General features: G+C 42.4%; 27 protein-coding genes and 1 other RNA gene. 12 read left to right on the top strand and 16 right to left on the bottom strand.

All coding sequences use genetic code 11. From position 1 onward, the window contains the following. Positions 1 to 11: 11 nt before the first annotated feature. Together GPM24_RS15895 and GPM24_RS15900 are read right to left on the bottom strand one after the other, a co-directional pair. Positions 12 to 548, bottom strand: a complete 537-nt coding sequence (locus GPM24_RS15895) for a hypothetical protein (RefSeq protein ID WP_158827936.1) — start codon at positions 546 to 548, stop codon at positions 12 to 14. A gap of 13 nt (positions 549 to 561) precedes the next feature. After that, positions 562 to 1,509 (bottom strand): MBL fold metallo-hydrolase, encoded by a 948-nt coding sequence (locus GPM24_RS15900; RefSeq protein ID WP_158827938.1) that lies wholly within the window; start codon positions 1,507 to 1,509, stop codon positions 562 to 564. A 121-nt stretch (positions 1,510 to 1,630) separates the two neighbouring features. On the opposite strand from GPM24_RS15900, the gene GPM24_RS15905 reads away from it, so the two are divergent. Together GPM24_RS15905 and GPM24_RS15910 are read left to right on the top strand one after the other, a co-directional pair. Further along, a complete protein-coding gene (locus tag GPM24_RS15905) occupies positions 1,631 to 1,999 on the top strand; it encodes a hypothetical protein (RefSeq protein WP_158827940.1) in 369 nt (122 codons plus the stop codon). Positions 2,000 to 2,098: 99 nt separating this feature from the next. Continuing rightward, a complete protein-coding gene (locus GPM24_RS15910) occupies positions 2,099 to 4,405 on the top strand; it encodes a TonB-dependent receptor (RefSeq protein ID WP_158827942.1) in 2,307 nt (768 codons plus the stop codon). Between the two features lie 67 nt (positions 4,406 to 4,472). Here the strand turns inward: GPM24_RS15910 and GPM24_RS15915 are convergent, their stop codons facing one another. From GPM24_RS15915 to GPM24_RS15930, 4 genes are all read right to left on the bottom strand, one after another. Next, on the bottom strand, positions 4,473 to 5,399 hold the full coding sequence (locus GPM24_RS15915) for a DUF2382 domain-containing protein (RefSeq protein ID WP_158827944.1): 927 nt from the start codon (positions 5,397 to 5,399) through the stop codon (positions 4,473 to 4,475). 63 nt (positions 5,400 to 5,462) lie between these two features. Beyond that, on the bottom strand, positions 5,463 to 6,122 hold the full coding sequence (locus GPM24_RS15920) for an OmpA family protein (protein ID WP_158827946.1): 660 nt from the start codon (positions 6,120 to 6,122) through the stop codon (positions 5,463 to 5,465). Between the two features lie 82 nt (positions 6,123 to 6,204). Further along, the gene (locus GPM24_RS15925) at positions 6,205 to 7,002 is read right to left on the bottom strand and encodes a YsnF/AvaK domain-containing protein (RefSeq protein ID WP_158827948.1); all 798 of its coding nucleotides are present in this window, start codon (positions 7,000 to 7,002) and stop codon (positions 6,205 to 6,207) included. A 62-nt stretch (positions 7,003 to 7,064) separates the two neighbouring features. Continuing rightward, positions 7,065 to 7,505, bottom strand: a complete 441-nt coding sequence (locus tag GPM24_RS15930) for a YsnF/AvaK domain-containing protein (protein WP_158827950.1) — start codon at positions 7,503 to 7,505, stop codon at positions 7,065 to 7,067. Positions 7,506 to 7,770: 265 nt separating this feature from the next. On the opposite strand from GPM24_RS15930, the gene GPM24_RS15935 reads away from it, so the two are divergent. The 4 genes from GPM24_RS15935 to GPM24_RS22315 all read left to right on the top strand — a co-directional run bounded on the left by GPM24_RS15935 (position 7,771) and on the right by GPM24_RS22315 (position 10,311). Beyond that, positions 7,771 to 8,196, top strand: a complete 426-nt coding sequence (locus GPM24_RS15935) for a hypothetical protein (protein WP_158827951.1) — start codon at positions 7,771 to 7,773, stop codon at positions 8,194 to 8,196. 96 nt (positions 8,197 to 8,292) lie between these two features. Further along, positions 8,293 to 9,357, top strand: a complete 1,065-nt coding sequence (locus GPM24_RS15940; RefSeq protein WP_158827953.1) for an oxygenase MpaB family protein — start codon at positions 8,293 to 8,295, stop codon at positions 9,355 to 9,357. Between the two features lie 82 nt (positions 9,358 to 9,439). Further along, positions 9,440 to 9,985, top strand: coding sequence for a C40 family peptidase (locus GPM24_RS15945; protein ID WP_233268879.1), 546 nt, complete (start codon positions 9,440 to 9,442; stop codon positions 9,983 to 9,985). A 197-nt stretch (positions 9,986 to 10,182) separates the two neighbouring features. Beyond that, the gene (locus GPM24_RS22315; RefSeq protein WP_255459131.1) at positions 10,183 to 10,311 is read left to right on the top strand and encodes a hypothetical protein; all 129 of its coding nucleotides are present in this window, start codon (positions 10,183 to 10,185) and stop codon (positions 10,309 to 10,311) included. Here the strand turns inward: GPM24_RS22315 and GPM24_RS15950 are convergent. Both GPM24_RS15950 and GPM24_RS15955 read right to left on the bottom strand, forming a co-directional pair. Further along, complete coding sequence (locus tag GPM24_RS15950) at positions 10,298 to 12,214, bottom strand: DUF3857 domain-containing protein (protein WP_158827957.1); 1,917 nt, start codon at positions 12,212 to 12,214, stop codon at positions 10,298 to 10,300. The genes GPM24_RS22315 and GPM24_RS15950 overlap by 14 nt on opposite strands. Beyond that, complete coding sequence (locus GPM24_RS15955) at positions 12,211 to 14,190, bottom strand: DUF3858 domain-containing protein (RefSeq protein WP_158827959.1); 1,980 nt, start codon at positions 14,188 to 14,190, stop codon at positions 12,211 to 12,213. The genes GPM24_RS15950 and GPM24_RS15955 overlap by 4 nt, the downstream gene beginning before the upstream one ends. A gap of 105 nt (positions 14,191 to 14,295) precedes the next feature. On the opposite strand from GPM24_RS15955, the gene GPM24_RS15960 reads away from it, so the two are divergent. Continuing rightward, positions 14,296 to 15,333, top strand: coding sequence for a 3'-5' exonuclease (locus GPM24_RS15960; protein WP_158827961.1), 1,038 nt, complete (start codon positions 14,296 to 14,298; stop codon positions 15,331 to 15,333). 114 nt (positions 15,334 to 15,447) lie between these two features. Here GPM24_RS15960 and queG read toward each other — a convergent pair whose 3' ends face one another. Beyond that, entirely contained in the window at positions 15,448 to 16,374 is a 927-nt protein-coding gene (queG, locus tag GPM24_RS15965) for a tRNA epoxyqueuosine(34) reductase QueG (protein WP_158827962.1), read from the bottom strand. A 146-nt stretch (positions 16,375 to 16,520) separates the two neighbouring features. On the opposite strand from queG, the gene GPM24_RS15970 reads away from it, so the two are divergent. Both GPM24_RS15970 and GPM24_RS15975 read left to right on the top strand, forming a co-directional pair. Then, positions 16,521 to 16,898, top strand: coding sequence for a SpoIIAA family protein (locus tag GPM24_RS15970; RefSeq protein ID WP_158827964.1), 378 nt, complete (start codon positions 16,521 to 16,523; stop codon positions 16,896 to 16,898). A gap of 23 nt (positions 16,899 to 16,921) precedes the next feature. After that, the gene (locus tag GPM24_RS15975; RefSeq protein WP_158827966.1) at positions 16,922 to 17,155 is read left to right on the top strand and encodes a hypothetical protein; all 234 of its coding nucleotides are present in this window, start codon (positions 16,922 to 16,924) and stop codon (positions 17,153 to 17,155) included. 53 nt (positions 17,156 to 17,208) lie between these two features. Here GPM24_RS15975 and GPM24_RS15980 read toward each other — a convergent pair whose 3' ends face one another. The 4 genes from GPM24_RS15980 to GPM24_RS15995 all read right to left on the bottom strand — a co-directional run bounded on the left by GPM24_RS15980 (position 17,209) and on the right by GPM24_RS15995 (position 20,663). Next, positions 17,209 to 18,075 carry a polysaccharide deacetylase family protein gene (locus GPM24_RS15980; protein WP_158827968.1) on the bottom strand — a complete coding sequence of 289 codons (867 nt, stop codon included), beginning with the start codon at positions 18,073 to 18,075 and terminating at the stop codon, positions 17,209 to 17,211. Positions 18,076 to 18,135: 60 nt separating this feature from the next. Further along, positions 18,136 to 18,645, bottom strand: a complete 510-nt coding sequence (locus GPM24_RS15985; protein ID WP_158827970.1) for a CinA family protein — start codon at positions 18,643 to 18,645, stop codon at positions 18,136 to 18,138. Positions 18,646 to 18,847: 202 nt separating this feature from the next. Next, positions 18,848 to 19,870: a Holliday junction branch migration DNA helicase RuvB gene (ruvB, locus tag GPM24_RS15990; protein WP_158827972.1), complete on the bottom strand. Its 1,023-nt coding sequence runs from the start codon at positions 19,868 to 19,870 to the stop codon at positions 18,848 to 18,850. A gap of 124 nt (positions 19,871 to 19,994) precedes the next feature. Continuing rightward, entirely contained in the window at positions 19,995 to 20,663 is a 669-nt protein-coding gene (locus tag GPM24_RS15995; protein WP_158827974.1) for an ACP phosphodiesterase, read from the bottom strand. A 123-nt stretch (positions 20,664 to 20,786) separates the two neighbouring features. Here GPM24_RS15995 and tyrS point away from each other — a divergent pair, with 123 nt between their 5' ends. The 3 genes from tyrS (at position 20,787) to GPM24_RS16010 (ending at position 23,058) form a co-directional block, all read left to right on the top strand. Next, complete coding sequence (gene tyrS, locus GPM24_RS16000; protein ID WP_158827976.1) at positions 20,787 to 22,070, top strand: tyrosine--tRNA ligase; 1,284 nt, start codon at positions 20,787 to 20,789, stop codon at positions 22,068 to 22,070. An 86-nt stretch (positions 22,071 to 22,156) separates the two neighbouring features. Then, positions 22,157 to 22,603, top strand: coding sequence for an Xre family toxin-antitoxin system antitoxin (locus GPM24_RS16005; protein WP_233268880.1), 447 nt, complete (start codon positions 22,157 to 22,159; stop codon positions 22,601 to 22,603). Between the two features lie 2 nt (positions 22,604 to 22,605). Next, a complete protein-coding gene (locus GPM24_RS16010; protein ID WP_158827980.1) occupies positions 22,606 to 23,058 on the top strand; it encodes an RES family NAD+ phosphorylase in 453 nt (150 codons plus the stop codon). 51 nt (positions 23,059 to 23,109) lie between these two features. On the opposite strand, the gene GPM24_RS16015 is transcribed toward GPM24_RS16010, so the two are convergent. From GPM24_RS16015 to rnpB, 3 genes are all read right to left on the bottom strand, one after another. Further along, positions 23,110 to 23,769 (bottom strand): PH domain-containing protein, encoded by a 660-nt coding sequence (locus GPM24_RS16015; RefSeq protein ID WP_158827982.1) that lies wholly within the window; start codon positions 23,767 to 23,769, stop codon positions 23,110 to 23,112. Positions 23,770 to 23,862: 93 nt separating this feature from the next. After that, a complete protein-coding gene (locus GPM24_RS16020; protein ID WP_158827984.1) occupies positions 23,863 to 25,248 on the bottom strand; it encodes a sigma-54-dependent transcriptional regulator in 1,386 nt (461 codons plus the stop codon). A gap of 142 nt (positions 25,249 to 25,390) precedes the next feature. Beyond that, an RNA gene (gene rnpB, locus GPM24_RS16025) (RNase P RNA component class A) lies at positions 25,391 to 25,778 on the bottom strand. Positions 25,779 to 25,834 lie beyond the last annotated feature (56 nt).

A 25,834-nucleotide genomic window follows, 5' to 3' on the forward strand; every position in this document is an offset into this window, starting at 1 on the left:
CGTAACTGCACCTATGATGGTGAAACTACAGCGTTCTCATCTTGCAAAGGATAGTAAGTGTCCGCAGCTTGTTCAACAGCTACCAATGGTTTGCTATCTTCATGTTTTTGTTTGTCCAACAGTTGCAAAACGCCATCCGCTACTAAGCCAAATACTACATGCGCTAGCAGCAGCTGCGTATAAAACTGTGCTGCCGGTGGCTTAGGCGGATTAGGATGTAACTTAAATGTTGCTTTCCAAATGCCTACACCAGTCAAGCCACTCAATACACCCATTAATAAACCATTTTTTGCAGCGGGTTTTGCATCAAGTTGTTTAAGTGCTAAACCATATGCTGTTGCAAATGCCTGACCAACTACATAATGACTTATCCATGCTATAGGCCGGGCTTGCTTTTGGGGTAATGATATGGGCGAGTGCTCTAAGAACTTGCTCAGCAATACGGGTTCGCTCAAATCTTTTTTTGCCAGGTAAGACACAGCCTCGCTAAATAACGTCATGAGTGTAGTGCCCGCCAGGTTGGCTAAAGCTAATTTGCGCTGTTGCATAAATTGTTCGCTTTTAATTCTTTTTTTGTGATTGCTTGACAATAGTATATAAACCCAGCGCCACTAAACCAGCTACGGAAGCAGCCAGTACCGGGCTGAAAGGGCGTGGCGGTACATATAGCACACCGCGCCGGTTGGCTTTGGCGGATTCTTTGACATAGCGGCCTGTATCGGGTATCGCAATCTCATCAAAATGGTTAACCAGATAGTTTAGCCCTTCTGTCAATTCTTTGCCCGACATAGGTTTGCCATGGCCTGTTGCCGCAATGGCCGGATGCAGCGCACGTAGCTTTTTAACCGACGCTGCTGCCGCAACCCAATCTGTAGTAAAGTACTTGGGTGGGCCGGAAACTAATTTCTTTTGCTTAGCTACAGAGAAGGCCGACTCTTGTTTGGTGGTTACAAAAGCATCACCTGCAATTAAAACCTTGTCGCTACTGCGAAACAATGAAATATGGCCTGGTGAATGGCCCGGTGTAAATATGTAGGTCCAATCTGATAGAAATGGCAGGCTTCCGTTTTCGTTCAGGATAAATGCTTTATCGCCTATATCAATCGGTTTTTTTGGATACAGTACAGACAATGCACTCATCATGCCACCACCAACAGTAGGGTCGGGCGGAGGATAGGCAGATTGGCCGGTTAAATAGGGTATCTCAAGCGGATGTGCATAAACAGGTACATCCCAATCTTCTAAAAGTTTTTTTAACGCGCCCACATGGTCAAAATGGCCATGGGTAAGTATGATGGCTTCTGGTGGATTGTTCTCGCCAAACAGTTCGGCGGCCATGCGCTGTATCCGGGGGGCAAACCCGTGCAGGCCGGCATCTACTAACACCCATTGGCCATGGCCAATGGCAATCATGTAAATGTTGGTAAAAACAATTCGCATTCCCCACACGCCGGGGGCCACATCAAAATAATCTTCGTAAGGCGTAGTTGCCTCGTTATTTTTTTTCATAACTGGATGCATTGTTTATATTGAAAATGAACAGCATTTAAAACATACAGTTTTAATAAATGTAAGTGCAAATTAAAAAAAGCAGCTAACAGGTTTGTAATATTGGGGTTAGATAGCAATAATGGCTGATGCTAAGCATCAAAATTTCTATATTTACAGCGCAAATATTTTGAATAAGCGCAGGAGTAAAATATTGGCATCACTGGTGTTATTGCTGATCTTTATTACAGGTCAGGCAATAGTATTTGGGCATAATCATAATGCCGAGTCGGCCAGGTCAACTTATGCAGTCAACAAGCACAAATCTGCCACGCCAGATACCAAGTGTCAGATATGCTCGCAAAGCGGGCAGGTCCAGTTGTTTCTGCAAACGCAGCAGGTTTTCTTCCTTAGCAACAATAGCTTACATCAGTTTGCTACCTACATAACGGTTTATCAGAGCATTGCACTGCTGCTTATTAGTAACAGAGGCCCCCCAACTATCGGATAAAAATTAAACTTACCCGATTTATTGTAGTCTTATATAAAAACGGATCATTAATCATTTAATGATCTGATTGAGCGTGTCCCTTCTTTCAACAAGTTCATTATGAAATTTAAATACATATTCAGCTTATTGCTGTTTATCCTACCTGTATACACTTTTGCATCGTCGTTCCTGGATATCACCGGCAAAGTAACCGATAGTAAAAACAATCAGCCTGTTGCTGGTGCTATTGTAAGTATTCCGCAATTGCGCATCAATACCATAACCGATGTTAATGGTCAATACACCCTACATTCTTTGCCTCCCCGCGGAAAATTTGTAATCGAGATAAGGTTTATTGGTTATCGTTCTGTTGTCCGTTCTATTGATTTGGCGGCGTCGCCTTCTTTTGACTTTGCCCTACAACCCAGCGTAACGGAAACCAACGAAGTGGTTATTACCGGTTCAGCTATTACAGCTAATAGCCGATACAACAGCACTTCGGCCAGTGTGGTACACAAAGATCAATTGGTAAGTAATGGATCAACCAATTTAATTGATGCTTTGGCGCGCTCGGTGCCGGGGGTAAGCCAAATCAGTACTGGTCCGGCTATATCTAAACCGGTTATCCGTGGTTTAAGCTACAACCGTGTAGTAACATTAACGGACGGAGTTAAACAGCAAGGCCAGCAGTGGGGCGATGAGCATGGCATAGAGGTTGACCAGTATCAAGCCGACAGGGTAGAAGTGCTGCGTGGTGCTGCATCATTGTTGTACGGCTCAGATGCTATTGGCGGTGTGATTAATATTTTAGATCCATCCGCGCCGCCGTCAGGACAAATTAAAGGCGAGTTGTTATCTAATTACGCCACTAACAATGGCTTGTCGGGTAGCTCGTTGATGCTTACCGGTAATGAGAATGGTTTTGTTTGGCGTGGAAGGGGCTCTTATCAAAACGCTTATTCATTCAAAACGCCGGCCGGTTACTTTCCAAACAGCGGTTTTAACAATACCAATTTAAACGGTATGCTGGGCCTGAACAAGTCATGGGGTTATTCGCACTTGAATTTTTCGTATTATAGAAACAATGTAGGGTTCTTTGATCCCGAATCGGCCGATGATTTGTACACAAACGAAAAAAGCCGCACGCTTGATTTCCCACGGCAAGACATTCGCCATTACAAAATAGCACTGAATAACAACTTTGTGGTAGGCGAGGGTTCGCTTAAGCTTGATTTAGGTTATCAGCGTAATCAGCGGCGGGAGCTGGAAGACGGTACTGATCCTTCATTATTTTTTGACTTGAACACCTATTCCTTGGACGCCAAGTACTACCTGCCCACAAAAAACGGGTGGGAACCGGTTGTTGGTTTAAGTAGCAGCTGGGGCCATAGCGTAAACAAGGCTACTGAGTTTTTAGTGCCAGAGTATGACAGTTATAATACAGGTATATTTGGCTTTGTCAAAAAAACAATTAACAAGTCTACTTACACCGCCGGCTTGCGTTATGATTATATCCATAACGTAGGTAAACAGTTATTTGTAAATGATGAAGAACAGTTTACAGGTTTTAAAAACACATTCAATAGTTTGAGTGGTGCTTTGGGATATACGCATGTGTTTAACGAGAGCGTAAATTTTAAAGCTAATGCAGGTGCAGCTTTCCGTGCGCCTAACCCAGCCGAACTGGGATCAAACGGGGTACACGAGGGTACTTACCGTTATGAAGTGGGCAACCCTGATTTGAAAGCCGAACGCAGTTTCCAGGCCGATGCTACATTGGAGTTCGGTGCTAATATATTAACTGGAAGCCTGGGTGTTTATGAGAACTATATCCATAACTACATTTATGCATCAAATCAAAACAATGAAAGCATTACTGTAGAAAACGAAGAAAACGGCGAATCGGAAACATTGCCGGTGTATCGTTATGGACAGGTAAATGCTAACCTGTATGGTGTAGAAGCCAACATTACCCTACACCCTATACACGCCATTCATTTTGAAAATACCTTTAATTACACCCACGCCCAAAACCGCACTTTTGACCGGCCACTAGCCTTCATACCGGCAGGCGTGTTACGCAATACGTTACGGTTTGAGCCAAAGGTGAAAGGTGTTAACGGGTTTTATTTGTATGCCGGACTGGATAACTTTTTGAGACAAAACCGGGTGGATGCAACTTTTGAAACTTCAACGGCATCGTACACCTTGCTTAATGCCGGTGCTGGTGTAACCTTAATGTTGGGTAAAAAGCATCAGCAACCATTAAAAATATTTATAACTGGTACCAACCTTACTGATAAAAGATACTACAGCGCCCTGAGCCGTTTAAAACCTGGCCGCTTAAGCCAGGAAGACCCTACACTAGGTGTGTATGATATGGGCCGCAATATAAGTTTTGGCTTTTTAATGCCATTTACGCTTTAATTATCTCCCCCAAAAAAAAGCGCTTCCAAATACGGAAGCGCTTTTTTACTGACTACTATGTTTGCCTTTATAATGAATCGTTGTTACGGTTCAATCTTTCTGTTTCTACCTCAGTATTCCGTACCGTGTCGCGGATGATTTCCTCACGTTCTTCCACGTTTTTGTTGATGGTTACTTCTTCAACTACTCGAGCTTCTTTGTTCACTACCGGTACTTCGGTGTGTTCGGTTAACTCAATTTGCCCCTCTTTAAAAGTGTCCAAATCTGAACTATCGGCCAGGCGATTTACCGGTGTCCGCTCTACATGTACACGCTCTTGTTTTAAATTTACGGTTTCTTCTACCGGGCGCTCTACCATATTGGTAGTTACCCGCGTAGTACCTGTTTCTACTTGCTGTTTGCCAACATGTAAGTTTTCTTCTATTACCGGAATGGATCTGTTAGTTTCATCGGCACTGCCTGTAACTTCTGTACGGTTTACGGGTGTACTATAATCGGTGTTAGTGTTGCGGCGCTCATATAACTTATTGGGGTTATAATGCTCTTGATTATAAAACTCTTGATTGTGGTAAGTATCAGGTTCTACTGCTGCCATGCCCGCCGCTCCTGCGCCCGAAAAGGCTGTTAATATAGCAGTTTCTGTTGCGGCAGTTAATTCGTTGCCAGTATAAGCGGGTAATGTTTCAAGTCGCTCTTTGGTAGCGTATGGCACTATTACGTCATCATCGTTTTCGTGCAATTCCGCAACGCCTATCGGAATCAAAACTTTGCGTGCCTCTAAAGCCAAATCATTGGCATCTGTATCCAACACAATGTAGCGTACTTTTTGTGTTGCCGGGTTGAACAGTAATTCGTCCACCTCGCCAATTACCTGTCCTTGTTCATTTTTTACGTCCCAACCTTTAATATTAGGTTGTCCGTCTACTATCTCGTAATCGCTGCCACCCAGTTCTTCCAAGTGGTTATATTCAGCGCTGTTTTCGTTATAAGCCATTGTTTTAAAATGCTAATGTTTTAATTTGCTTTCTGAAGCAGTAATTGCCTCTATTGTAAATGCTTACTGCTTTGTACCTGCAGTATCGGGTATAGCAACAATTTCTACACTTCGGTTTTGTTGCCGACCAGCAGCAGTTGCGTTGCTGGCTAATGGCTCTGATTCGCCAAATGAATGCAGGGAAACTTTGCTTTCGCTAATGTTGCCGTTTTTCACCAGCCAATTGCGCACGGCCTCGGCTCGTTTTGCACCCAAATCTTTATTATGGCCTGCGTCGCCTTTGGAATCGGTGTGGCCATAAACACCTATATAATAATTTTTAAAGCGTTTTTCGAGCGATGCTGCAACCTGTTTTAATTGATTAGCGGCGCTGCCTTGCAAGGTATTTTGATCAGTAGCAAACAATACATTTTCGCCCAAACTGTAAATAGCGTACTTGTCGCCGCCACGTACTGTAATTGCTGTATCGGTTATCTCATCGTACGTTGCTCGGGGCGCATTTTCGAAATCTACATTGTTAAAACCCGGCGTGGTTGTAGCTACATCTGTTGTTGTACTACTGTCGGTTGTTACTGTTGTTGTAGAATCGGTTGTGGTTTCTGATCGGGTAGCTCCGTTTCTGCCTTTTAAAAAGTAAAATAAGAGTGCCAGTACTATAAGCAACAGTAGTAGCCATAGCCACCACGGTGTGCCTTTTTTGGGTCTTACATCTAATTCAGCCATGATTATTGTTTAGTGTGTTGAAAATGATAAATAAAAAAATACTGCGCCGCTAGCAAAAGCTAGGCCGGCGCAGTAGCAATAATTACAATGAGCTATTATCCTGACTGTTGCGGTACAGCGGATCTGTGCTTTCAATTTTTTCTGTATCTACCTCGGTATGACGAACGGTGTCGCGAATAGTCTCTTCGCTTTCTGAAATATTTTTGCCCAGGCTTACTTCTTCTACCACTCTGGCATCTTTATTTACTACCGGTACTTCGGCATGTTCGGTTACTTCCACGGTACCTTCTTTAAAGTTATTAAAGTCGGCTTCAGTAGCAGGGCGGTTAACCGCTGTGCGTTCAACACTTACATGTTCATGGCGCAGGCGGATACTTTCCTCAACCGGGCGCTCCACAATGCGGCTGCGCAAACGCACACCACCTGTTTCTACCTCGCGTTTACCTACCTGTAACTCCTCTTTAATCACCGGAATAGATTCTGATGTAGAAGCGGTGGTATCTGTAGTTGTTGAAGCGAATCCCTGTGTAGCGCTGTTGTTACCTTCCGCATTCCACTCGTTCACATCAACAGCGCCATAGTTATCTAAAATAGTCAGCGCTTGTTGAGCTTCAGCTTCGCTTCTGGTATGTACGGTTACAACGGTACCTCTACGGGCAGCATCGGTATACTTGGTGCGTACGTTGTCATCATCGCTGCTAAACAGGTTGCTGAAAAAGTTGCCGACGCGGTCGCCGGTATCTTCATTAGCATTAGTATCAGTACCTTCCTGAGTCGAGATATCGATATCGCTGCTGTTAAAACCGTTATTTACTAAATATTCCTTTGCTTCTTGCGCTTCGCTGGTATAGCTAAAAACGCCAATTACGGTGTGTGACATGTTAATAAAATTTAATGGTTATCGATTCGGTTAATTAATGTGTAATTTGGTGCTATAATTAATTATAGCTTGGTTACCCGGTTTATCTCTACTTCTTCTTTGCGTAGAATTTCGGTAGTAGGTACGGTGGTTTCAACGCGGTGTTTTGTGATGTGTAGTTCTTCTACCAGCATTAAACGTTTCTCAACTACCAACACTTCTTTTACTACAGAAACTATGGTGGTATCGCCTTCTTGCCGAACGGCAGGAGGGACAGTGTCTATGTATTGATTGATAGGCTTTTTCTCAACCACAACTTCTTCGCGTACAACCGGAACGTCAACTGTTATTTCTTCGGAAGTTACTTTCTTGGAAATATTTACTTTACCGGTTTCTACTTGCTGCTTGTTTACCTGTAACTGCTCGGCAACTACCGGTACGGTGGTTGCCTCAACAGATTGTTTATCAGCTGTGGCTTCACGAGTGATGTTTTTTGATTCGGCAAATATTTTCCAGTTTTCCATGGTGGTAACCTGTGATTAAAATAATTAACTTTTAGTTGTTGTAACTGCGTAAGATAATAGTATCACAGTCTATAATGTTTTAACAACTTTCAATTTTTTGTTGTTAAAATGAGTGTTTAGACATGCTTCTACCATGTTTTTTAATAGTTGTGTAACTATCCAATTACGCAGTTAAAATTTCGATTTTAGTTTATGGTGTTTTCTTTTAAGGAAAATTTAGCAAACATATTTTGGGTGTATTGATTATAATAGAAATTTAAATATTATGTTCGATCAGATATTAAACATGGTTAAAGACCATTTAGGTAATAACCCCGAAGTTTCGTCAGCCATCCCTGGTGGGCAGGCTGATGCCGTACACCATGAAGTAGCCAGCTCGGTAGAAAATGGCATCAAAAATCAAGTTTCATCCGAAGGTGGGATAGGCGGTTTACTTTCGTCATTGGCTGGTGCCGGTTCAAGCAGCCCAGTAGCCAGTGCTATTACCGGTGGGCTAGTAGGTTCATTAACCAGTAAGTTTGGTTTGCCGCCAGCAGCTACCGGTGCTATTGCTGCTGCTATTCCGGGTATTCTAGCTAAGTTTGCTTATAAAACCAACGATCCTAACGATCACAGCTTAACACCTGATAGCATATTAGGTTCAGTAACCGGCGGAAAAGGCTTGGGCGGTGCACTGGGCGGTTTGTTTTAATACGTTAACTGCATATATAGCAACAAAGGGTGGACGGTTTGGTCTGCCCTTTGTTGTATAGATACTTACTGCCAGTTACCAATAGTCAAACTGTTTATGAAAAGCGCACATTTTTATACCTCGGATTTTTTAAGTGAAAAGCGAAACATAGCGGATAGTGCTGCAGATGAATTCGTAATACAGCATTTTTCGGATAGTGCCACTAAGATAACACTGCAAAGCTGGCTTGGAGGCCTCACGTATAACTATCAATTGCAAGATATACCCGCAGATTATCAAAATAAACCGCTATTGGTACAGGCAACACAAATACCAGACTTTGCTGATGTAAAGCAGATGCATCGAGGGGCAGCGTTTTTTGCCCGTCATGCTTCATTAATTATGAATATGCTTGGCCTGCTGTCGTTACCTTACTGCTATGCCGCTGCTGATGGCGCAAGGGTACTTTATCTGTCTGAACGTATGCGGAGTGATGTAGGCAAGCGTTTGCAGGAAACCGGAGATTTTGTGTGGGACGTAATGGACCCCAACGCGTTTGAGTTTAACGGCCGAGGCTTTGTTAGTATATTAAAAGTACGTATTATGCATGCTGCTGTAAGGTACTACACCTCTCAAAGTGGTAAGTGGAATATGGCCTGGGGTGTGCCTGTCAATCAGGAAGATATGGCGGGAACTAACTTGTCATTTTCGCTTATTGTGATACGCGGTTTGCGCAAGTTGGATGTAGCGGTTACTTATGAAGACCAGCAAGCGTTTATGCATCTATGGAATGTAGTAGGTTCAATGCTGGGTATACAAGCGGTGTTACTACCGCAAGATGGCCGGCAGGCTTTAGAACTGGAGCAGGCTATCAGGCAAAGGCAGTTTAAATCTTCTAAACAGGGTAGTGAACTTACTAAAGCGCTAATTGACTACTTTAAATCAGTTAGCAATCAAACAGGCCTTATACCCACAGATACAATTCAACTCATGCGTTACTTGTTAGGTGATGAGGTGGCTAATGTGTTGGATATCCCTAAAGGTAGTGTTTCTGCAGTAATAATTAATGCACTTAAATTTGCTGGTAGCTTGCAACAACTTCAGCCGCAATGGTCGGTTAGCCGGGCTTATCAATCACAATATGCCGACTTTAAAAAGCAGCAAGCCGGACTGAAAGCCTGATGCACGAAAAGTTTGTTTTTATTTGAGTTGAAAATTGTATTTAGCCTATATTTAGGCGATGAATTTAAGCTATTGTACCCGCATGCTTTTGCTTGCCCTGGTAATGGGTGTGCTGTTTACATCGTGTAAATCGAAAAAGGCTGTCATGAAGGGTTCGCCCGGTGAGGTAGTAAGGCCGCAAGGCTTCATTGCAGATAAATACGCCGAATTGATGGGTGTACGCAACGATGAGATTACTAATGGGCGTTTATATAACTTCATCGAACAATGGTATGCTACGCCTTATAAATTTGGTGGGATGGATCACGACGGTGTAGACTGTTCAGGCTTAACGATGCTGTTGGAGCAGCAGGTATACAGCATCAACATACCACGCATGACCAGCCAGCAAGTGAATGCCATTAAACGCAAATACGAAGACGAACTTCAGGAAGGTGATCTGGTTTTTTTTGATTTTGATGGTAAAAAATTTAGTCACGTTGGCGTATACCTTCAAAACGGGTACATTGTACATGCCAGTTCACGCAAAGGCGTTATAGTAGTACGCTTGCGCGACCCATCCATGTATAAATATTTTTCAAGAGGCGGTTCGGTAATCATGTCTGCAAACATGGCTCAAAACGAATAAATTTCAACATGCTTGTCTGCCGCAATTGATCTGTTTAATGTCTAAGTGTAATTACTTAGCTAAGTACCCTACGCAGCCAACTAGAGTTTACGATATAAATGAAAATCCCTGGAAAGTTCTTCCGGGGATTTTCATTTACAAGGTTGCCTGTAAGTATTCCACAGCGTTTCCTATCATTTTAATATTTTTGCAATATTATGGCTGAACAAAAAGAGGACTATTCGTTTTGGACCAAATACAAGCAATTTGCAGGTAACGAAATTATGCTTTACGTGGTAATGATTGTAGGCATTATACTGGGCATCATCATATTTAGTTACGTTTAGCCAGCGTCACTTTGTAGTTGTCGGCATCAGATACTTGCTTGTAAAAGTCAACCAACTCCTGGTAACTTTCTTTAGGATAGGTGCCATCGATCATCTTTATCTGCCTTTTATATACCAGCTGGTTTTGTGTGTTCATGGTGGCAGTAGCTTTGAATTGGCCAAACGGTTTGTTTATCTCAATAAACAGCGGGTTGGTTTCTATTTTTAAGCCGGCTGGCACTGTGTAGGTAATTTCGTCAATATCGGTGTACCCTCTGTTGATATACACAGCAGTGGTTCGGGTTCTCAACTCGCGCGGAACGCCGCTGACACGATTGACCGGATTTACCATAAAAAAGTATTTACCTGCAGATTGCGCCGCAAAATCAGTAGCTGCTAATTTGATATCTTCCTGATTAACCGGTGCAATGCCTTTCTGCCGCTTGTAGCTAAACGATTCAACCTCCAGGTTATCAATAGGGTAAAATTCTTTCAACTGCTCAATTTCCTTTTTGGTGTCTTGATTGTTGTCGTCTAGTGCCCGGTTTTCATATTGGGCACCTTCAAAAGTAGTCATCATGTTGCCGGTTAGGCCACCATTCTCACTCATGGTTAAGTTTGCTTTGCGTATCTGCCGGTTCTGATCGGCTGTGTATTTAGGGGTGTGCAAAAGCTTGCCACCATCGGGCGTGCAGGCCAGAACCCAGCGGTCGTCAGTAAAATCGCCCAAAAAGCCAAACGGAATTTTTTGGCTGGTACACTCCAGCCAGGTGGTGTCGTTTTTAAAAGGGACACATAATATTACATGGTTGGCCTGCGACATGCTGGCAAAATCTGTAAGCAGGCTACGCTTACGGCTATTGCCATACACTATGCAATAGTATGACTCTATACTGGCTGCCTTAAGCAGTGATTGCGTATAGTTTACCAAAGCCTTACAATCGCCGTAATTCAACCGGTCAACATCTGACGCCAGGAAAGGCCTGAAACCACCGATACCTACCTGTATGCTAATGTAACGGGTACGGTTTTGCATGTATTCATAAATAACCTTTGCTTTTTGCTTCGGGCTTTTAATGGTATCGGTTAAGGCTTTGATATAACTGATGGTTTCGTTTGGTAAAGCTGTTCTGCTTTTAAGCAGGTTTTCATATTGCCACTTCCCCAATTCGGCCCAGTTGTTAAATGATCCGTTTATGCCTTCATAATAAAAATTTTCGGGTGCAAATTTTACAACCGTTTTAATTTGCTCATAATCCGGGCTATAAGGTTCATTCCGTATGGCCTTCAGGGTTTTCACTTCCCAGGTGTAAGTTTTTTGCCCCGCAGCGTTAGTGCCAGTTATCACTTTGCCTGGAAAGTTAAACTCTTTGTAACGGAGGTTAAAATCAGGCTTGCACACAAATTCATATCTGCTGTCTTCTACCGCTGTGCCCAAAAAATGATTGGGCACCCAGTCCGAAAAATTAAGCGACTGTTTGGAAGCAATTTGAACTTCATATTCTATGGTGTAAGGGTAGCTTATAGTTGCCGGATGGTAATGTTTTAACCGGTTATCCGTAAACAATGAAAAGCCGTCGGCAGCGCTGTAGTCGCTAAAATTACTTTCCGAAAATTTTTTTACCAGTTTGCCATACTCATCGTAAACAGCGCCTTTTATAAGTTTAATACGATTACCCTTATCATATGGAATTACGATATCAGCATGTTCGTCACCATTTTTGTTTAGTATGGTAACTGCTATTTTAAAGTTTTCAACAGTATTATCAAAGTCTTTAACTTCGGTGCTTTGTTCCATTTTACGCACAACAGCACTTGCATATGGCATTAAGTCTTTTGGAATGGAAGCTGCTTCGTAATTTGTTTGTGCAAAACACGGATAAGCCAGCAAGCAAAAGGCTAGTCCGTAAAGTAAACGTATCATGATTTTTTCTTAAAAATAATATCAGCTTTTTCTGCCTGTACAATTTTGTTGAACAACTCTTTCAGGTAAGGATATTCTTGTGGCGAATAAATAGAGTTGTTAATTTGGATGATGTGCGAAAAGGTATACGCGTTATCCTGCGAAGCGAATTGAGACACGAACATCCCGCCTTTGTTAGGCAATGATAAGGCAGCAGTTGCCGGAGGTGCCTCAACCATATATTGTTCGGGCATGTGCAGGGTAAGCATATAGCGTGTATCAGAAGGCGCACCCCAGTCGATAGGGTAATCACGCTCGGCCAACTTAAACGGATTTTCTGTGATGCGGTTTAATATAAACGGATTAAAGGCAAGCCGGTTATGATCTGCACCATCGTACAGGTCAATCTCTACCTGGTATGTTTCAGCCAGCGGGGCGTCCAGGCTGTCTAAGTTTTGAATCTTCGATTCCAGTATTTTAACTTTTGTCAAGCGCTCGTCCAGGTTTTCAATATACTCGTCAACAGTGTTGAATTTTTTAATTTCTTTTCGGTTGTTGTAAGCTTGATAACCCGAAGCATAACGAGTAAACGTTCCTTTTAACTTTCCATTGGTTTGCAAGGTAAGATCTAAAATAAAGGTATTGCCTTCCTTTTGCGAGGCTTTCAAATCAATCCAGTAAGAAGGTTTGTTAAGGCTCATTACCCGTCCCTGGTCATTAATACAATGTATCGGCAGCAAACCAAAAGGCAACATAGGGTCTGTGGCATCCAACAGGTATGATTTATCGGCAATATTAACTTTGGCTATAACGTAATTAAAGTCACTTTTAACCGGGTAAAGCTTGTTGATTATGCCATGGTCTCTTGTGGACAACAACACTGCTTCGGTATTTAACCCAGCTGCATTTAAAGCAGCCACCAACGCCAAATTTATGTCAGCAACACTTCCGCTGTGTGTGTCTAATGCTCTTCGTATACCATTATCAGTGTATATGCCGTAATAATGGTTGTATTTGATGTTCTTTTGAATATAGGCGTAAATTGCTTTAGCCTTGTCTAAATCGGTGGTTGAACCGGTTAAAATTTTAGGTAACGCTTCCTTAAACAGACCCGTTCTTTTCATCTGGGAACCAAACTCTTCGTCCGATTTTAAACCACGGTCAATATCGGCCCAGTCTTGTGTAACTTTTACTTTAGCGCCGTTATAGAGGTTAACATAATCGTTTAATTCAAAATAAATGGCCGACAAATAGTTTTTGGGCGCCGTCATGTGGGCTTCTTCAACAAATGCCGGAACATTGTTCATGACATAACTTATTTTAGAGCAATCGCACTTGTTGCCTCCAATTGAAAAACATTCTTTTTCAACTTCAGCATTAGTGTTGTCCAGTTTTTTGAATCCTTGTAAGGTTACTTTGTAGTTATATGCCGCAGGTATGCGAACTTCATATTCCGATGATGCTTTAGGAATGTCGGTTTGAAATTCCCATTTTCTGAAATTGTTAAGATAAGGCGATTCTAAAGTGTATTTGTATTCAATTACGCAACCAGGCCGCAGGTTGGGCATAGCAAATTTTTTGACGTCCAGATATTTGCTGGAATTTTCTGTAAATATTTGCTTAGGGTCTAATTCAGCCCTTTGTACAGAGCCGTTGTCTGTGTAGTAAGTTACGCCACTTAAGCTTTGGATCGACTCGAAGTATTCGTTGTCAGATTTATGTAACGGTATTTCAATTTTGCCCTGTTCAAATGCTTTATCATCAAAAATTTTGATTTTAACATGGTATTCATGGATAAGCCTGATACGGTCGCCGGATGTACTGATCCAGCTTTTTCCAAACTCCTGTAATACCGCGGCATGTGCTGATGGATCTGCCGCATAAGACTTCATGTCCATTTCGGCTAAATTGAATGATCCGTACGGAAAGTCTCCAGCATGGGCTAAACCTGCTGTTAATGATGTAGATAAGGCTAAGGCTAGTAGTATTTTAATCATAATAAAGTGCTTAGGCGGGTTTGAAATTACCAAATGTTGTTGAAATATGGAACTTACACTAAAAATATCTATCTACTTTTTACGACCTTTGTGAAAACGATGCGCATGAAACTAAATTTGAAACGCCCTCTTGCTTTTTTTGATCTGGAAACTACAGGTACAAGCGTAGGCTCGGACAGGGTGATAGAGATAGCTATAATTAAGTTATTACCCGATGGCAGTGAGCAAAGTCAGCGGTGGTTAGTTAGCCCCGAAAGGCCAATCCCGCTCGAAACATCGTTAATACATGGTATTTATGATGATGATGTAAAAGATGCGCCCGTTTTTAAAACCATTGCACAGGAAGTAGCCGATTTTATAGCTGATAGCGACCTGGCCGGATATAATTCTAATAAGTTTGATATCCCTATGTTGATGGAAGAGTTTTTACGTGCAGGAATTGAGTTCAGCTTAGACGGAAGACATTTTGTAGATGTACAAAATATTTTTCATCAGATGGAGCAGCGCACTTTAAAAGCGGCTTACCGTTTTTATTGCGATAAGGACATTATTAACGCACACTCGGCAGAGGCAGATACCCGAGCCACTATGGAAGTGTTGCTGGCCCAGATAGAGCGTTATGCTGATACCGAATGGGAAGATAAAAAAGGTAACAAATCCATTCCGGTAGTAAATGATGTTGCTGCTTTGCACGAGTTTACAAACCTGCATCGTGCCGTTGATTTTGTAGGCCGTATGGTTTATAATGAGGATGGCCATGAGGTATTCAACTTTGGCAAGCACAAAGGCAAACGTGTAGAAGAGGTTTACGAAGCGGAGCCAAGTTATTTTTCATGGATTATGCAAGGCGACTTTCCGTTGTATACCAAGCGCAAAGCCGAAGAGATACACAAACGCTGGTTGCAAAACAGACCTAAGCCTGTAAAAGCTGATAATAAAGCAGAGCAGCAGCCCAAACAGCAGCAAGACAATAACCGTCTTAAAAAGGACTTTCAAAAACCGCATTTTAAGCCGCACAACCAACAGCATCACAACAACAGCAACAATAACTATAATAAACCTTTCAAAAAGAAAGAGGAGCCTGCTGAGCCGGTGAATGAGGATATGCTGCAGATGTTAGCTAATAAATTTAAGAAAGCGTAAGTTCTCTATCTTGAACTTTATGTTTCGCTGTCATTTCGAGTGATAACGAGAAATCTTTAAGAAGCTGCCGTTTCAAAAGATCTCTCAAGTTGTTCGAGATGACAGCTATTTTGTCTACCCCAAAAACTCAATATTCCGTTTTAACCCACTAAACTTAGTTCGCTTTACAGCTGATTTTTTAAATACCTGCTGAAAGGTTTCTTGGGTAATGTCTTGCCAGTCTTGCTGGCTCATTCCCAACAGATTTTCATGAGGATCAAAGGCCGGTTCATTGTGTGTTACCGAAAAACGATTCCAGGGGCAAACGTTCTGGCATACGTCGCAGCCAAACATCCAGTCGTCTGTTTGGCCTTTAAACTCTTGCGGGATGTTGTTTTTAAGTTCGATAGTCAGGTATGAGATGCAACGGCTACCATCAACCACATAAGGTGCTATAATAGCGTCGGTAGGGCAGGCGTCAATGCAACGTGTGCAGGTGCCGCAGTGGTCGGTGGTAGGGGCAATGTCATAAGCTAATTCTGCATCAATAATCAGTTCGGCCAAAAAGAAAAAAGAGCCGCTTTTTTTGTTTATCAGGTTGGAGTTTTTACCTATCCAACCAATGCCGGCTCGTTTGGCCCAAGCACGGTCCAGCACCGGTGCCGAATCTACAAATGCCCGTCCGCCAACGTCGCCAATGGTTTCTTGTATGAAATGAAGTAATTCGCGAAGTTTTGCTTTAATGACGTCATGATAATCCATGCCATAGGCATATTTGGATATTTTAGGTGCCAACGGATCGGTTTGCTGTTTATCGGTGTAATAGTTTAGTGCAAGTGAAATAACAGATTTAGCATCATCTACCAGCAAGCGAGGATCCAAACGCTTATCAAAGTAGTTCTCCATGTATTGCATTTCACCATGGCGGCCTTCTTGCAACCATTTTTCCAACCGAGGTGCTTCTTCTTCTAAAAAATCTGCTTTGGCTATACCACAAAACATAAACCCCAGGCGCTGTGCCTCGGCTTTAATTTGCTGGCTGTATAGTTGCACACTTTTCATCAATTACAAAGATACATAACATTTATACACTGCATTTTCATTGAATGTTATTTCTGGCGATAAAATCAAAACTGAACTTGTACACAAACACATATACCAAAATGCTGTTGTATAGCTAACATTAACCTATAACAACAAAATATATTATGCTTCAATTCATAAATGATTTACCTGAGCACGTGGTAGGCATACATGCCATAGGCGAGGTAACTAAAGAAGATGTAGATGACGTGCTGATGCCGCGATTAGACGATTTGGCAAGCCGCCAAGGCGAAATCAACTATATACTGGTACTGGAGACAGACGTGCAAAATTTTACGCTGGGCGCTTGGTGGAACGACCTGAAAGCCGGTTTAAAACATTTTACCAAATGGAAGAAAATTGCTATAGTAACCGATCAGCACAGCGTAGAATGGTTTACCAGCAGTATATTCCGGTTTATGGTACCAGGCACATCTAAAGGCTTTCCGTTAGATAAGCTTGACGAAGCAGTACAGTGGGTAACCGCAAAAGAACAAGAATAATTAACTCAAACATCTATATAATTATGGCAACTGAAAATCCGAACGGACAAAATGACGATCCGAAAAACGACAATATAGGCGAAAATGCAGGTGATAGCCAACTTTCAAAAGGCAGCACACCAAATGTACAAGACAAACCAGATGATACCCGCGTAGATACGGTTACACCAGATAACGATAGTGGTACGCCAGGCCCGTCAACTGATGAGTCATCAAATAAGCAAAGTGACGGTGGTCCATCTACCGAAAACTTATAACAAAAAAAGGTCCGGTTTAATTTAAACCGGACCTTTTTATTTATGTAAGTAGCTTAAAAGCTGTTTCTGATGCTATTGCTCAATGTTTTGGCACTCCAATAACCACTATCCAATATGCGGCGGATAGTCATCAATGGATCATTAGCGTCACGTTTTTCGGCTAACTGGAAAGCTGCTTTAAAGCCGCGTTTGTGCAATTCAGGCAAGCCTTGCTCGTTCCATAGCCCAAATGGATATGCAAAATATTCTATTTTTTTACCGGTAATTTCTTCTAGCTTTTTGGTAGGCTTGTCAAGCTGCGTTTCCCAATCCTTGCCCTGAAACTTTTTGAAATTGTGATGATCCCAGGTATGGCTGGCAACAACGTTGCCCTCATCAGACAGTTGTTTGATCTGTTCCTTATTCATGTAATGCGGGCGGCCAATAGAAACCGTCATCACAAAATATACACCTTTGTAACCGTACTTTTTAAGCTCGGGTGCGGCTATAGTAAACTGATCCAGGTCGGTATCATCAAACGTTAGCATAATAGGTTTGCTGGGCAGCGCTGCGCCGGTGGTCAGGTAATTGTATAACTGATCGGGCAGGATGGTATGGTAGCCACTATCCGCCAGCATTTTAATGTGTTCTTTAAAAGCAGCAATTTGAACGATGTAGTCTTTTGCACCTTTAGAGTCGGTTGGTTTCCAATCACGTATTTGGTGGTAACATAAAATTGGAACCTGTCTGCGTGCCATAATTTCGGCATTGCTGGCCATTTTTCCAGGCTTCGCAGCGGTACTCTCGGCCGGTGTAGTGGTACTGGTTGTGGTGGTTACTGTTGAATCGGTAATGGTGGTAATTTTGTTGGCTTTTCCTGAATTGCAGGCCACCATGCCCATAGCGCACACAGATAATAGGGCAGTAAATAAGTTAGTCATGAGTAAATAATAGTAACAGGAGCGAAAATAGGATAAATTAAAGTAAAAAGGTGCACCAATTTAACAATTTGGTGCACCTTTTTCAAGGTCGGCAGCAGGCAAGTTTTGCAGTAAGTATTCGGCAATAGCATCAATGGTTTTTAGCATAACGTCTTCTGGCTCGGCATCAAAGTATCGACGAAATCCAAAGGGCTGATCTTTGATAAAGCCGTTTACAAACATAGTTCCTACAGGCTTTTCCTCTGTTTCGCTACCACCGGGAGCCGCCAAGCCGGTTACCGCAATTACAATATCAGCCGGAATTAGTTTTTTTAGACCGACAGCCAGTTGTTCTGTCACTTCAGCCGACTCTGGCGTAAACTCGTCAATCATATCGGGCGACACACCCAGCACATTTATTTTTACACTTACATCGTAGCAAACAATGCTGCCCACAAGTACCGACCCGCAGTTAGGTATCAAGGCAAATTCTGAAACCACCTTGCCCGCAGTGGCGCTTTCGGCAAAGCAAATGGAAAGATCGCGATCTTTTAAAGCATGGCTGCATTGTATTACAATATCTGATGGCATGTTGAATTGTTAATTGGTTTGTTTAAATTATACACAACTAAAAGGGGTAATGTGTTTGCAATGGTTGACCATGTTTAGCTGCAGATGATTAAAAAAGTAATTAATAAAGTTGTGCTAAATAAAATTTTATAATAAGCATTAATTAAAAAAGAGACATAGCGAAAGCTACATCTCCTTTTATATGAACTAGCGAAAATGCTCCTTAAAATAACCTGGGCGCTTGTCCGGCTCGCATGATACCCAAGTGTTTATAAGCGTTGTCGGTTGCCTCTCGGCCACGTGAGGTGCGCATTAAATACCCTTCCTGTATCAAAAAAGGTTCGTAAACTTCTTCGATTGTACCTTCATCTTCACCTACTGCAGTAGCTATCGTTTTAACGCCCACAGGGCCGCCTTTGAATTTCTCGATGATGGTCATCAAAATCTTATTATCCATTTCATCCAAGCCATGTTCATCTACATTCAGCGCATTAAGGGCATACTTAGCAATCTCAGTATCTATGCTGCCGTTGCCTTTAATTTGTGCAAAATCACGGGTACGGCGTAATAAAGCGTTGGCAATACGTGGGGTACCACGGCTACGACGGGCAATTTCATAAGCACCTTCATCCGTGATAGGTGTATTCAATATAGATGCCGAACGCAGTACGATAGTGGTTAGCAGCTTGGCATCATAGTATTCCAACCTTGAGTTGATGCCAAAACGTGCTCGTAAAGGTGCGGTAAGCAAACCAGAACGCGTAGTTGCACCAACCAGCGTAAACGGATTTAAAGATATTTGCACTGAACGGGCGTTAGGGCCGCTTTCCAGCATAATATCAATCTTAAAATCCTCCATGGCAGAGTATAAATACTCCTCTACTAGTGGACTTAAACGGTGTATCTCGTCAATAAACAAAATGTCGCCAGGCTCTAAGTTGGTTAGCAAGCCAGCCAAATCGCCGGGTTTGTCTAAAACCGGACCCGAGGTGATTTTAATACCCACACCCATTTCGTTGGCGATGATGTGCGATAATGTGGTTTTACCCAATCCCGGTGGGCCGTGTAATAATACGTGATCTAATGACTCGCCACGTTGGCGGGCCGCTTGTACAAATATTTTTAAGTTAGCTAAAATTTTATGCTGACCGGTAAAATCTTCAAAAGCCTGCGGGCGCAACACCTTTTCAATGTCGCGTTCAGTACCTGTTAAACGTTCCCGGTTAGGGTCTAAATTCTCATTCATTGCCAACGAATTTAGCAATTTTTAGCGAGATATGGAAGTTGATTTCTGAATTAGTTGAGTAGTTTGTTTATTGAATAGTAAGAGCAATAGGAGCTAAAACAACATCTGGCTAAGCAAATTTTAATTAGTCAACTAGTCTTACTTGTATATAGTCAAAGATGTTCATAAAAACAGATTCCAGTTTATTGCGGTAAGTAATAATCTCATCATTTATTCCGGCTTCTTGTTCGGGCGTAAAAGGATTATTCCAAATGCGCATGCATATACGTTTTAAGGCGTATGCTATTTGCTCGGTTTGAGCGTACGAGTGTAAGTATCTTTCTTTTTTAAATTTTTCAAAGAACCGGATAAACACTTCGGGATGCGCCATTCCGCTAAACGCTAAAAATTCGCTGATGATTTGTTGATTACAAGAATTTAAATGCTCGTAAAAATCATCGGCTAAAACCTGCCCGGTGGTGAGCAATAAGCTATCTAAAATCAGTTCCAAAGCAATATGACCTAAAAAGAAGGGCTTAACCGGCGAGCCTTCTATAACTGGGCGCAGCTGCAATTTAAGCTGGTGCGAATGCGTGACAAAAAAATCAGAACTATGGAAATGGCGGTCAATTTCTAGATGCTTTTTCCAGCCACCAATCATGGCCCGTATAGCAGGGTGCGGATGTTGCAGCTTTTCGGGATGTAGCACAATGTTTTTATCCGCATTTTTAAGCAAATCGGGTAATACCGTGCCTAACACGTGGTAACAGTTAGACGTGTCCCGGTCAAAGTAATAGTGCGATAAAAAATTCATAGATGTACTGCAAAATACGGCTATTTTTTGACAGATGGAAATTTATGTACCGATTGGCGCTATGCTGTGCCGGTCGTTTTTGCGTTAATCTATTATCTTTGCCAACCTTAAATATAATTAGTAATGAGTTTTGTTGAAGAATTACGCTGGCGGGGCATGCTGCATGATATTATGCCCGGAACTGAAGAATTGCTGAATAAAGGCACAACTTCGGGCTATATTGGTTTTGACCCTACAGCCGATTCGTTACACGTTGGGCATCTTACCCAAATCATGACCCTGATACATTTTCAGCGTGCTGGCCATAAGCCGTTTGCTTTGGTTGGCGGTGCTACTGGTATGGTAGGCGATCCGTCCGGTAAATCTCAGGAGCGTAATTTGCTATCAGAAGATGTGCTACAGCACAATTTGCAAAGCATTCAGGCTCAGCTTGAAAAATTTTTAGATTTTGACAGTGGTGCCAACAGCGCCCAAATGGTTAATAATTACGACTGGTTTAAAGATTTTAGTTTTTTGAACTTCATTCGCGACGTTGGTAAGCACATTACTGTAAATTACATGATGGCCAAAGATTCGGTTAAAAACCGATTAAGCGGCGATACCGGAATGTCGTTTACTGAATTTACTTACCAGTTGGTGCAAGGGTATGATTTTTACTATTTGTGGAAGCATCACAACTGTGCCTTGCAAATGGGCGGATCGGACCAATGGGGCAATATTGTAACTGGTACCGAATTGATTCGTCGTAAAGATGCGGGCGAGGCATTTGCGTTAACTACCCAGCTTATTAAAAAAGCCGACGGCACCAAGTTTGGTAAAACTGAAAGTGGCGCAGTATGGCTGGATACCGCTCGCACAACGCCTTACCAGTTTTACCAGTTTTGGCTGAACGCCAGCGATGCTGATGTTAAAAAGTTCATCCGCATATTTACGCTGCTTGATCGTGAAACTATTGAAGCATTAGAAGTTGAGCATGATGCCGCACCGCATCAACGTGCTTTACAAAAAGCATTAGCCAAAGACATAACCATCCGGGTACATGGCGAACAAGCTTTTGATAAAGCTATTAAATCAAGTGAGTTTTTGTTTGGCAATACAGGTATTGAGTTTTTGAGTGAGCTGAATGATAATGAAGTGATCGGCTTGTTTGAAGGCGTGCCTAACTTTAAAATTAATAAAGCAGAGCTTGAGCAGGGCATTGCTGTGTTGGATTTGCTTGCAGCTAAAACAACAGTGTTCCCGTCAAAAAGTGAAGCGAAAAAAACTATTCAGGGTGGTGGTGCAGCTATCAATAAAAGCAAAATAGCATCGCCCGAAGCAGTTTATAATGCCGATGCACTCATTAACGGCAAATTCATTGTGGCGCAAAAAGGTAAAAAGAACTACTTTTTGATAATAGCCGAATAAATTTGATGGTGCGACATTTTGTATTTATATTTGGATAAATGTCGTACAAAAAGAAACATAATAGTGAAAATGAAGTTAATGAACCTATGGCAGCTTATGTTACCACAGATTCTGTAACTTCATTTTTTGGTTTACTAACGGGCGTTAGTCCGGCTAAGTATGCGTCTGATTTTGATGTAATAAGGCTTACCCGCCAAGGTTTGCCTAAAAAGGTGCTTACATCGCTGGCACACAAAATCTCTTTAACCTTTCAGGAACTAGCTGGTATTATGCACATCTCCGAGCGTACTTTGCAACGTTATGAGGATGATGCCATTGTGAAAACTGAATACGCCGAAAAAGCCATTGAGCTGGCCCGCTTGTATACCCGTGGGCAAGAAGTGTTTGGTTCGATGGATAAATTTAAGCAGTGGATGAAAATGCCGGCCCACGTATTTAAGGGTGAAACGCCGGTGTCACTGTTAGATACCTCTATCGGTTTTGATATGGTGTTACGGGAACTGGGCCGTATAGAACACGGTATTTTTGCCTGATTATGTTGTTGTACCGCATAGCTAAGTGCATGTATGCCGATGATTTAAGCGGTACCGGTGCGCGTTTGTATGGTGGTCGGTGGAACAGTGTGGGCAAACCGGTTGTTTATTTGGCTTCATCGCGTGCGTTGGCCGTGCTTGAGGTACTGGTACATTTACCTGCTACGCTAATTCCATCCAACTATTGCTTAGTAACGCTTGATGCACCCGACGATGTTTTTAAAATTGTGTTAAACACCTTGCCACCTAACTGGCAGGAATTTCCGGAACCGGGCATTTTGAAAACAATGGGTGACCAGTTTATTGCCAGTAACAAACATTTATTGTGTAGTGTGCCATCAGCTATTGTTAAAGAAGAGCATAACTACTTGCTTAACCCGGCACATCCCAAATTTTTGAAAGTGAAAGTGGTGAGCAAAGAGCCTTTTAGCTTCGACGAGAGATTAATATCATAAATAAAAAGCCTTTCTGCAAATGCAGAAAGGCTTTTTATTTATGTGAGGAAATTATAGATCACTCAATAAATCCATCTTTTTCTGATTATATTCTTCCTGCGTAATCAGGCCGTTATCAAAAAGCATTTTCAGCTTCTTCAGCTTCTCGGTCAGCTCATCTGGTTTTGCTTCAACCACCGGTGCTGGCTGCGGCATGGGTGCAGGAGCGGGCGGTGCTTGTACAGGTGGTGGAGGTGTTACCGGGGCTAATGGCGGTACATATGGTTTAGGTTCCGGTTTCTCAAACGCCGGCTGCATGTTTTGCACACGCTGCAGTTCTTCACGCTTACGTTCATTTTCACGACATTCCTGCGAATATTGGTATAGCTTGCGGGCCTGAACTTTGGGTAAGTAATCAACACCCATTTCGGCGCCTTTGGTTGTTTTGATCATGAACACTGCGCCGATAATTTCTTCCTTTACGTTTACGTCGGCAATATCTTTCCAAACAAAATCAACAAACTTAATAGAAAGGCCCAAGTTAGCTGGCGTAAAAAATAATATACGGCGGTTGGTAACCACCACACAATCTGGCAGTATATTAACCAGTGGCTTTTTTTGGCTGGCGATGTACATCGTTTCCTCACCCGGCGGCAAAAGTTCTTTTAAGCGTGAGTACACTTTTTCAACTGCTTTGGGATCCTGCTGGTCGTTTAAAAATTTTTCGATCATAAATAATGATAACTATTTGCTATCAAATGTAATAATATTCTGCTATTTGCAAAGTAGGGTGTACGCACCTTGAATGTCAAAAAAAAGGAGTGATTACTCACCCCTTTTTAATCCGAACTTTTCAATTTTGCTATATAAATGGCTTCGTTGAATATCGATGTCATCGGCTGTTTTAGAAACGTTCCAAGCGTTTTTCTCTAATTTAAACTTGATGTACTCGCGCTCAGCAAAATCTTTATATTCCTGGAAGTTTTTGAACTGGTCAAAATCAGTTTGTGGAGCTGCCGCTGCCGCTGTACCTGCTGAGACTGTTGCTGGTGCCGATGGGTTGGCAAATGCCTTAACGTCAGAATCGGTAATGATTTTATCACTCAAAATAATTAAACGCTCAATCATGTTGCGCAGTTCGCGGATGTTACCGGTCCATGGCAGGGCTTTCAAAGCTTCTAAAGCGGCATCACTAATTCTTTTAGTTGGCATGCCGTACTCGTTGCATATCTCTTCCAAGAAACTTTGAGTAAGTAATGCGATGTCGTCACGGCGTTCAGCCAGTGGCGGAACGTGAATCAAAATAACGCTTAAGCGGTGGTACAAGTCCATACGGAAATTGCCATCTTCAATTTCTTTCAGCAAATCTTTGTTGGTTGCTGCTACCACACGCACGTCTACTTCGATTTCTTTTTCGCCACCTACACGTGTAATGCGGTTTTCTTGCAGGGCACGAAGTACTTTAGCCTGCGCAGAGTGGCTCATGTCGCCAATCTCGTCCAAAAATAAAGTACCACCGTTGGCTTGTTCAAATTTACCGATACGCTGTTTTACAGCTGAGGTAAAAGATCCTTTTTCGTGACCAAAAAGTTCACTTTCAATTAATTCTGATGGAATAGCCGCACAGTTTACTTCGATGATAGGGCCGTTAGTACGATTGGATTTTTCGTGCAACCAGCGGGCTACCAGTTCTTTACCACTACCGTTTGCACCAGTTACCAACACACGGGCATCAGTAGGGGCCACACGGTCAATCGTTTCCTTAATTTTAACGATGGATTGTGAGTTACCCAATATCGGGCGTACTTTAGATACTTTACGTTTTAAAACTTTAGCCTCGGTTACCAAGCTGCCACGGTCGAGCGCGTTGCGTACGGTAATCAATAGGCGGTTTAGGTCTGGTGGTTTCGAAATAAAGTCGAACGCACCTTTTTTGCTGGCCTCAACAGCGGTTTCAACCGTGCCGTGACCGGATATCATGATGAATGGAAGATCGGGTTTGATAGCTAAACCTTCGGTCAGTACTTCCATACCGTCCATCCGGTTCATTTTGATGTCGCACAGTACCAGGTCATAATCGGTTTTGCCAATCATTTGCAAACCATCAATACCATTGTCTACATCTTCAACTAAATAATCTTCGTATTCCAGAATTTCGCGCAGAGTGCTGCGGATTGCCCGCTCATCGTCAATAATTAAAATTTTTGCCATGTTTTTCTTTCAAAAGGGGGTAGTAATGCTTTTCGCGTGCTAATATAGAGGCATTTGTATAGAAAAACAAACACTTCTAAGTTTTGTTCATGTAAGTTGTAAAATAATACCCTTTTTGCCTGAAGCAAAAAGGGTATATAAATACAGCTGCAAAACTGTAAGCCGGGTTCTGTGCTGCCTTAAGGCAGTTTCTATCATTAATCTTGGATAGTTGTTGCCAACTACCTCCAGCAACCTACCCATCCTGACTCATGCTGTTTGCACAACACATGGAAGCGAGCAACTTCCTATTCAGGACCTATTTGGTCTTTCAACTCCTGAGGTTTACCGCCGGCATAGTCGCCTACATCGGCCGTGAGCTCTTACCTCACGTTTTCACCCTTACCTGCACAGGCAGGCGGTATATTTTCTGTGGCACTGGCTGTCGCCCGCTGTATAAGGCGCCTTCCCGTTAAGAAGCAGGATGCTCTGCGTTGCCCGGACTTTCCTCCGCCGATTTTGAGCCCGGCAGCGATAGAACGTTTTGCAGATGCAAAAATACGCCTTTTATTGGTTTTAGCCTCACTTAAGTATACAGCGTTGAACC

Source organism: Mucilaginibacter lacusdianchii, from assembly GCF_009770985.1.
Taxonomy (GTDB): domain Bacteria; phylum Bacteroidota; class Bacteroidia; order Sphingobacteriales; family Sphingobacteriaceae; genus Mucilaginibacter; species Mucilaginibacter lacusdianchii.

Bases quoted from the DNA above. Each gene is read 5' to 3' on its own strand.
- GPM24_RS15895 (WP_158827936.1), bottom strand. From the start codon at position 548: ATGCAACAGCGCAAATTAGCTTTAGCCAACCTGGCGGGCACTACACTC.
- GPM24_RS15900 (WP_158827938.1), bottom strand. From the start codon at position 1,509: ATGAAAAAAAATAACGAGGCAACTACGCCTTACGAAGATTATTTTGAT.
- GPM24_RS15905 (WP_158827940.1), top strand. From the start codon at position 1,631: ATGGCTGATGCTAAGCATCAAAATTTCTATATTTACAGCGCAAATATT.
- GPM24_RS15910 (WP_158827942.1), top strand. From the start codon at position 2,099: ATGAAATTTAAATACATATTCAGCTTATTGCTGTTTATCCTACCTGTA.
- GPM24_RS15915 (WP_158827944.1), bottom strand. From the start codon at position 5,399: ATGGCTTATAACGAAAACAGCGCTGAATATAACCACTTGGAAGAACTG.
- GPM24_RS15920 (WP_158827946.1), bottom strand. From the start codon at position 6,122: ATGGCTGAATTAGATGTAAGACCCAAAAAAGGCACACCGTGGTGGCTA.
- GPM24_RS15925 (WP_158827948.1), bottom strand. From the start codon at position 7,002: ATGTCACACACCGTAATTGGCGTTTTTAGCTATACCAGCGAAGCGCAA.
- GPM24_RS15930 (WP_158827950.1), bottom strand. From the start codon at position 7,505: ATGGAAAACTGGAAAATATTTGCCGAATCAAAAAACATCACTCGTGAA.
- GPM24_RS15935 (WP_158827951.1), top strand. From the start codon at position 7,771: ATGTTCGATCAGATATTAAACATGGTTAAAGACCATTTAGGTAATAAC.
- GPM24_RS15940 (WP_158827953.1), top strand. From the start codon at position 8,293: ATGAAAAGCGCACATTTTTATACCTCGGATTTTTTAAGTGAAAAGCGA.
- GPM24_RS15945 (WP_233268879.1), top strand. From the start codon at position 9,440: ATGCTTTTGCTTGCCCTGGTAATGGGTGTGCTGTTTACATCGTGTAAA.
- GPM24_RS22315 (WP_255459131.1), top strand. From the start codon at position 10,183: ATGGCTGAACAAAAAGAGGACTATTCGTTTTGGACCAAATACAAGCAA.
- GPM24_RS15950 (WP_158827957.1), bottom strand. From the start codon at position 12,214: ATGATACGTTTACTTTACGGACTAGCCTTTTGCTTGCTGGCTTATCCG.
- GPM24_RS15955 (WP_158827959.1), bottom strand. From the start codon at position 14,190: ATGATTAAAATACTACTAGCCTTAGCCTTATCTACATCATTAACAGCA.
- GPM24_RS15960 (WP_158827961.1), top strand. From the start codon at position 14,296: ATGAAACTAAATTTGAAACGCCCTCTTGCTTTTTTTGATCTGGAAACT.
- queG (WP_158827962.1), bottom strand. From the start codon at position 16,374: ATGAAAAGTGTGCAACTATACAGCCAGCAAATTAAAGCCGAGGCACAG.
- GPM24_RS15970 (WP_158827964.1), top strand. From the start codon at position 16,521: ATGCTTCAATTCATAAATGATTTACCTGAGCACGTGGTAGGCATACAT.
- GPM24_RS15975 (WP_158827966.1), top strand. From the start codon at position 16,922: ATGGCAACTGAAAATCCGAACGGACAAAATGACGATCCGAAAAACGAC.
- GPM24_RS15980 (WP_158827968.1), bottom strand. From the start codon at position 18,075: ATGACTAACTTATTTACTGCCCTATTATCTGTGTGCGCTATGGGCATG.
- GPM24_RS15985 (WP_158827970.1), bottom strand. From the start codon at position 18,645: ATGCCATCAGATATTGTAATACAATGCAGCCATGCTTTAAAAGATCGC.
- ruvB (WP_158827972.1), bottom strand. From the start codon at position 19,870: ATGAATGAGAATTTAGACCCTAACCGGGAACGTTTAACAGGTACTGAA.
- GPM24_RS15995 (WP_158827974.1), bottom strand. From the start codon at position 20,663: ATGAATTTTTTATCGCACTATTACTTTGACCGGGACACGTCTAACTGT.
- tyrS (WP_158827976.1), top strand. From the start codon at position 20,787: ATGAGTTTTGTTGAAGAATTACGCTGGCGGGGCATGCTGCATGATATT.
- GPM24_RS16005 (WP_233268880.1), top strand. From the start codon at position 22,157: ATGGCAGCTTATGTTACCACAGATTCTGTAACTTCATTTTTTGGTTTA.
- GPM24_RS16010 (WP_158827980.1), top strand. From the start codon at position 22,606: ATGTTGTTGTACCGCATAGCTAAGTGCATGTATGCCGATGATTTAAGC.
- GPM24_RS16015 (WP_158827982.1), bottom strand. From the start codon at position 23,769: ATGATCGAAAAATTTTTAAACGACCAGCAGGATCCCAAAGCAGTTGAA.
- GPM24_RS16020 (WP_158827984.1), bottom strand. From the start codon at position 25,248: ATGGCAAAAATTTTAATTATTGACGATGAGCGGGCAATCCGCAGCACT.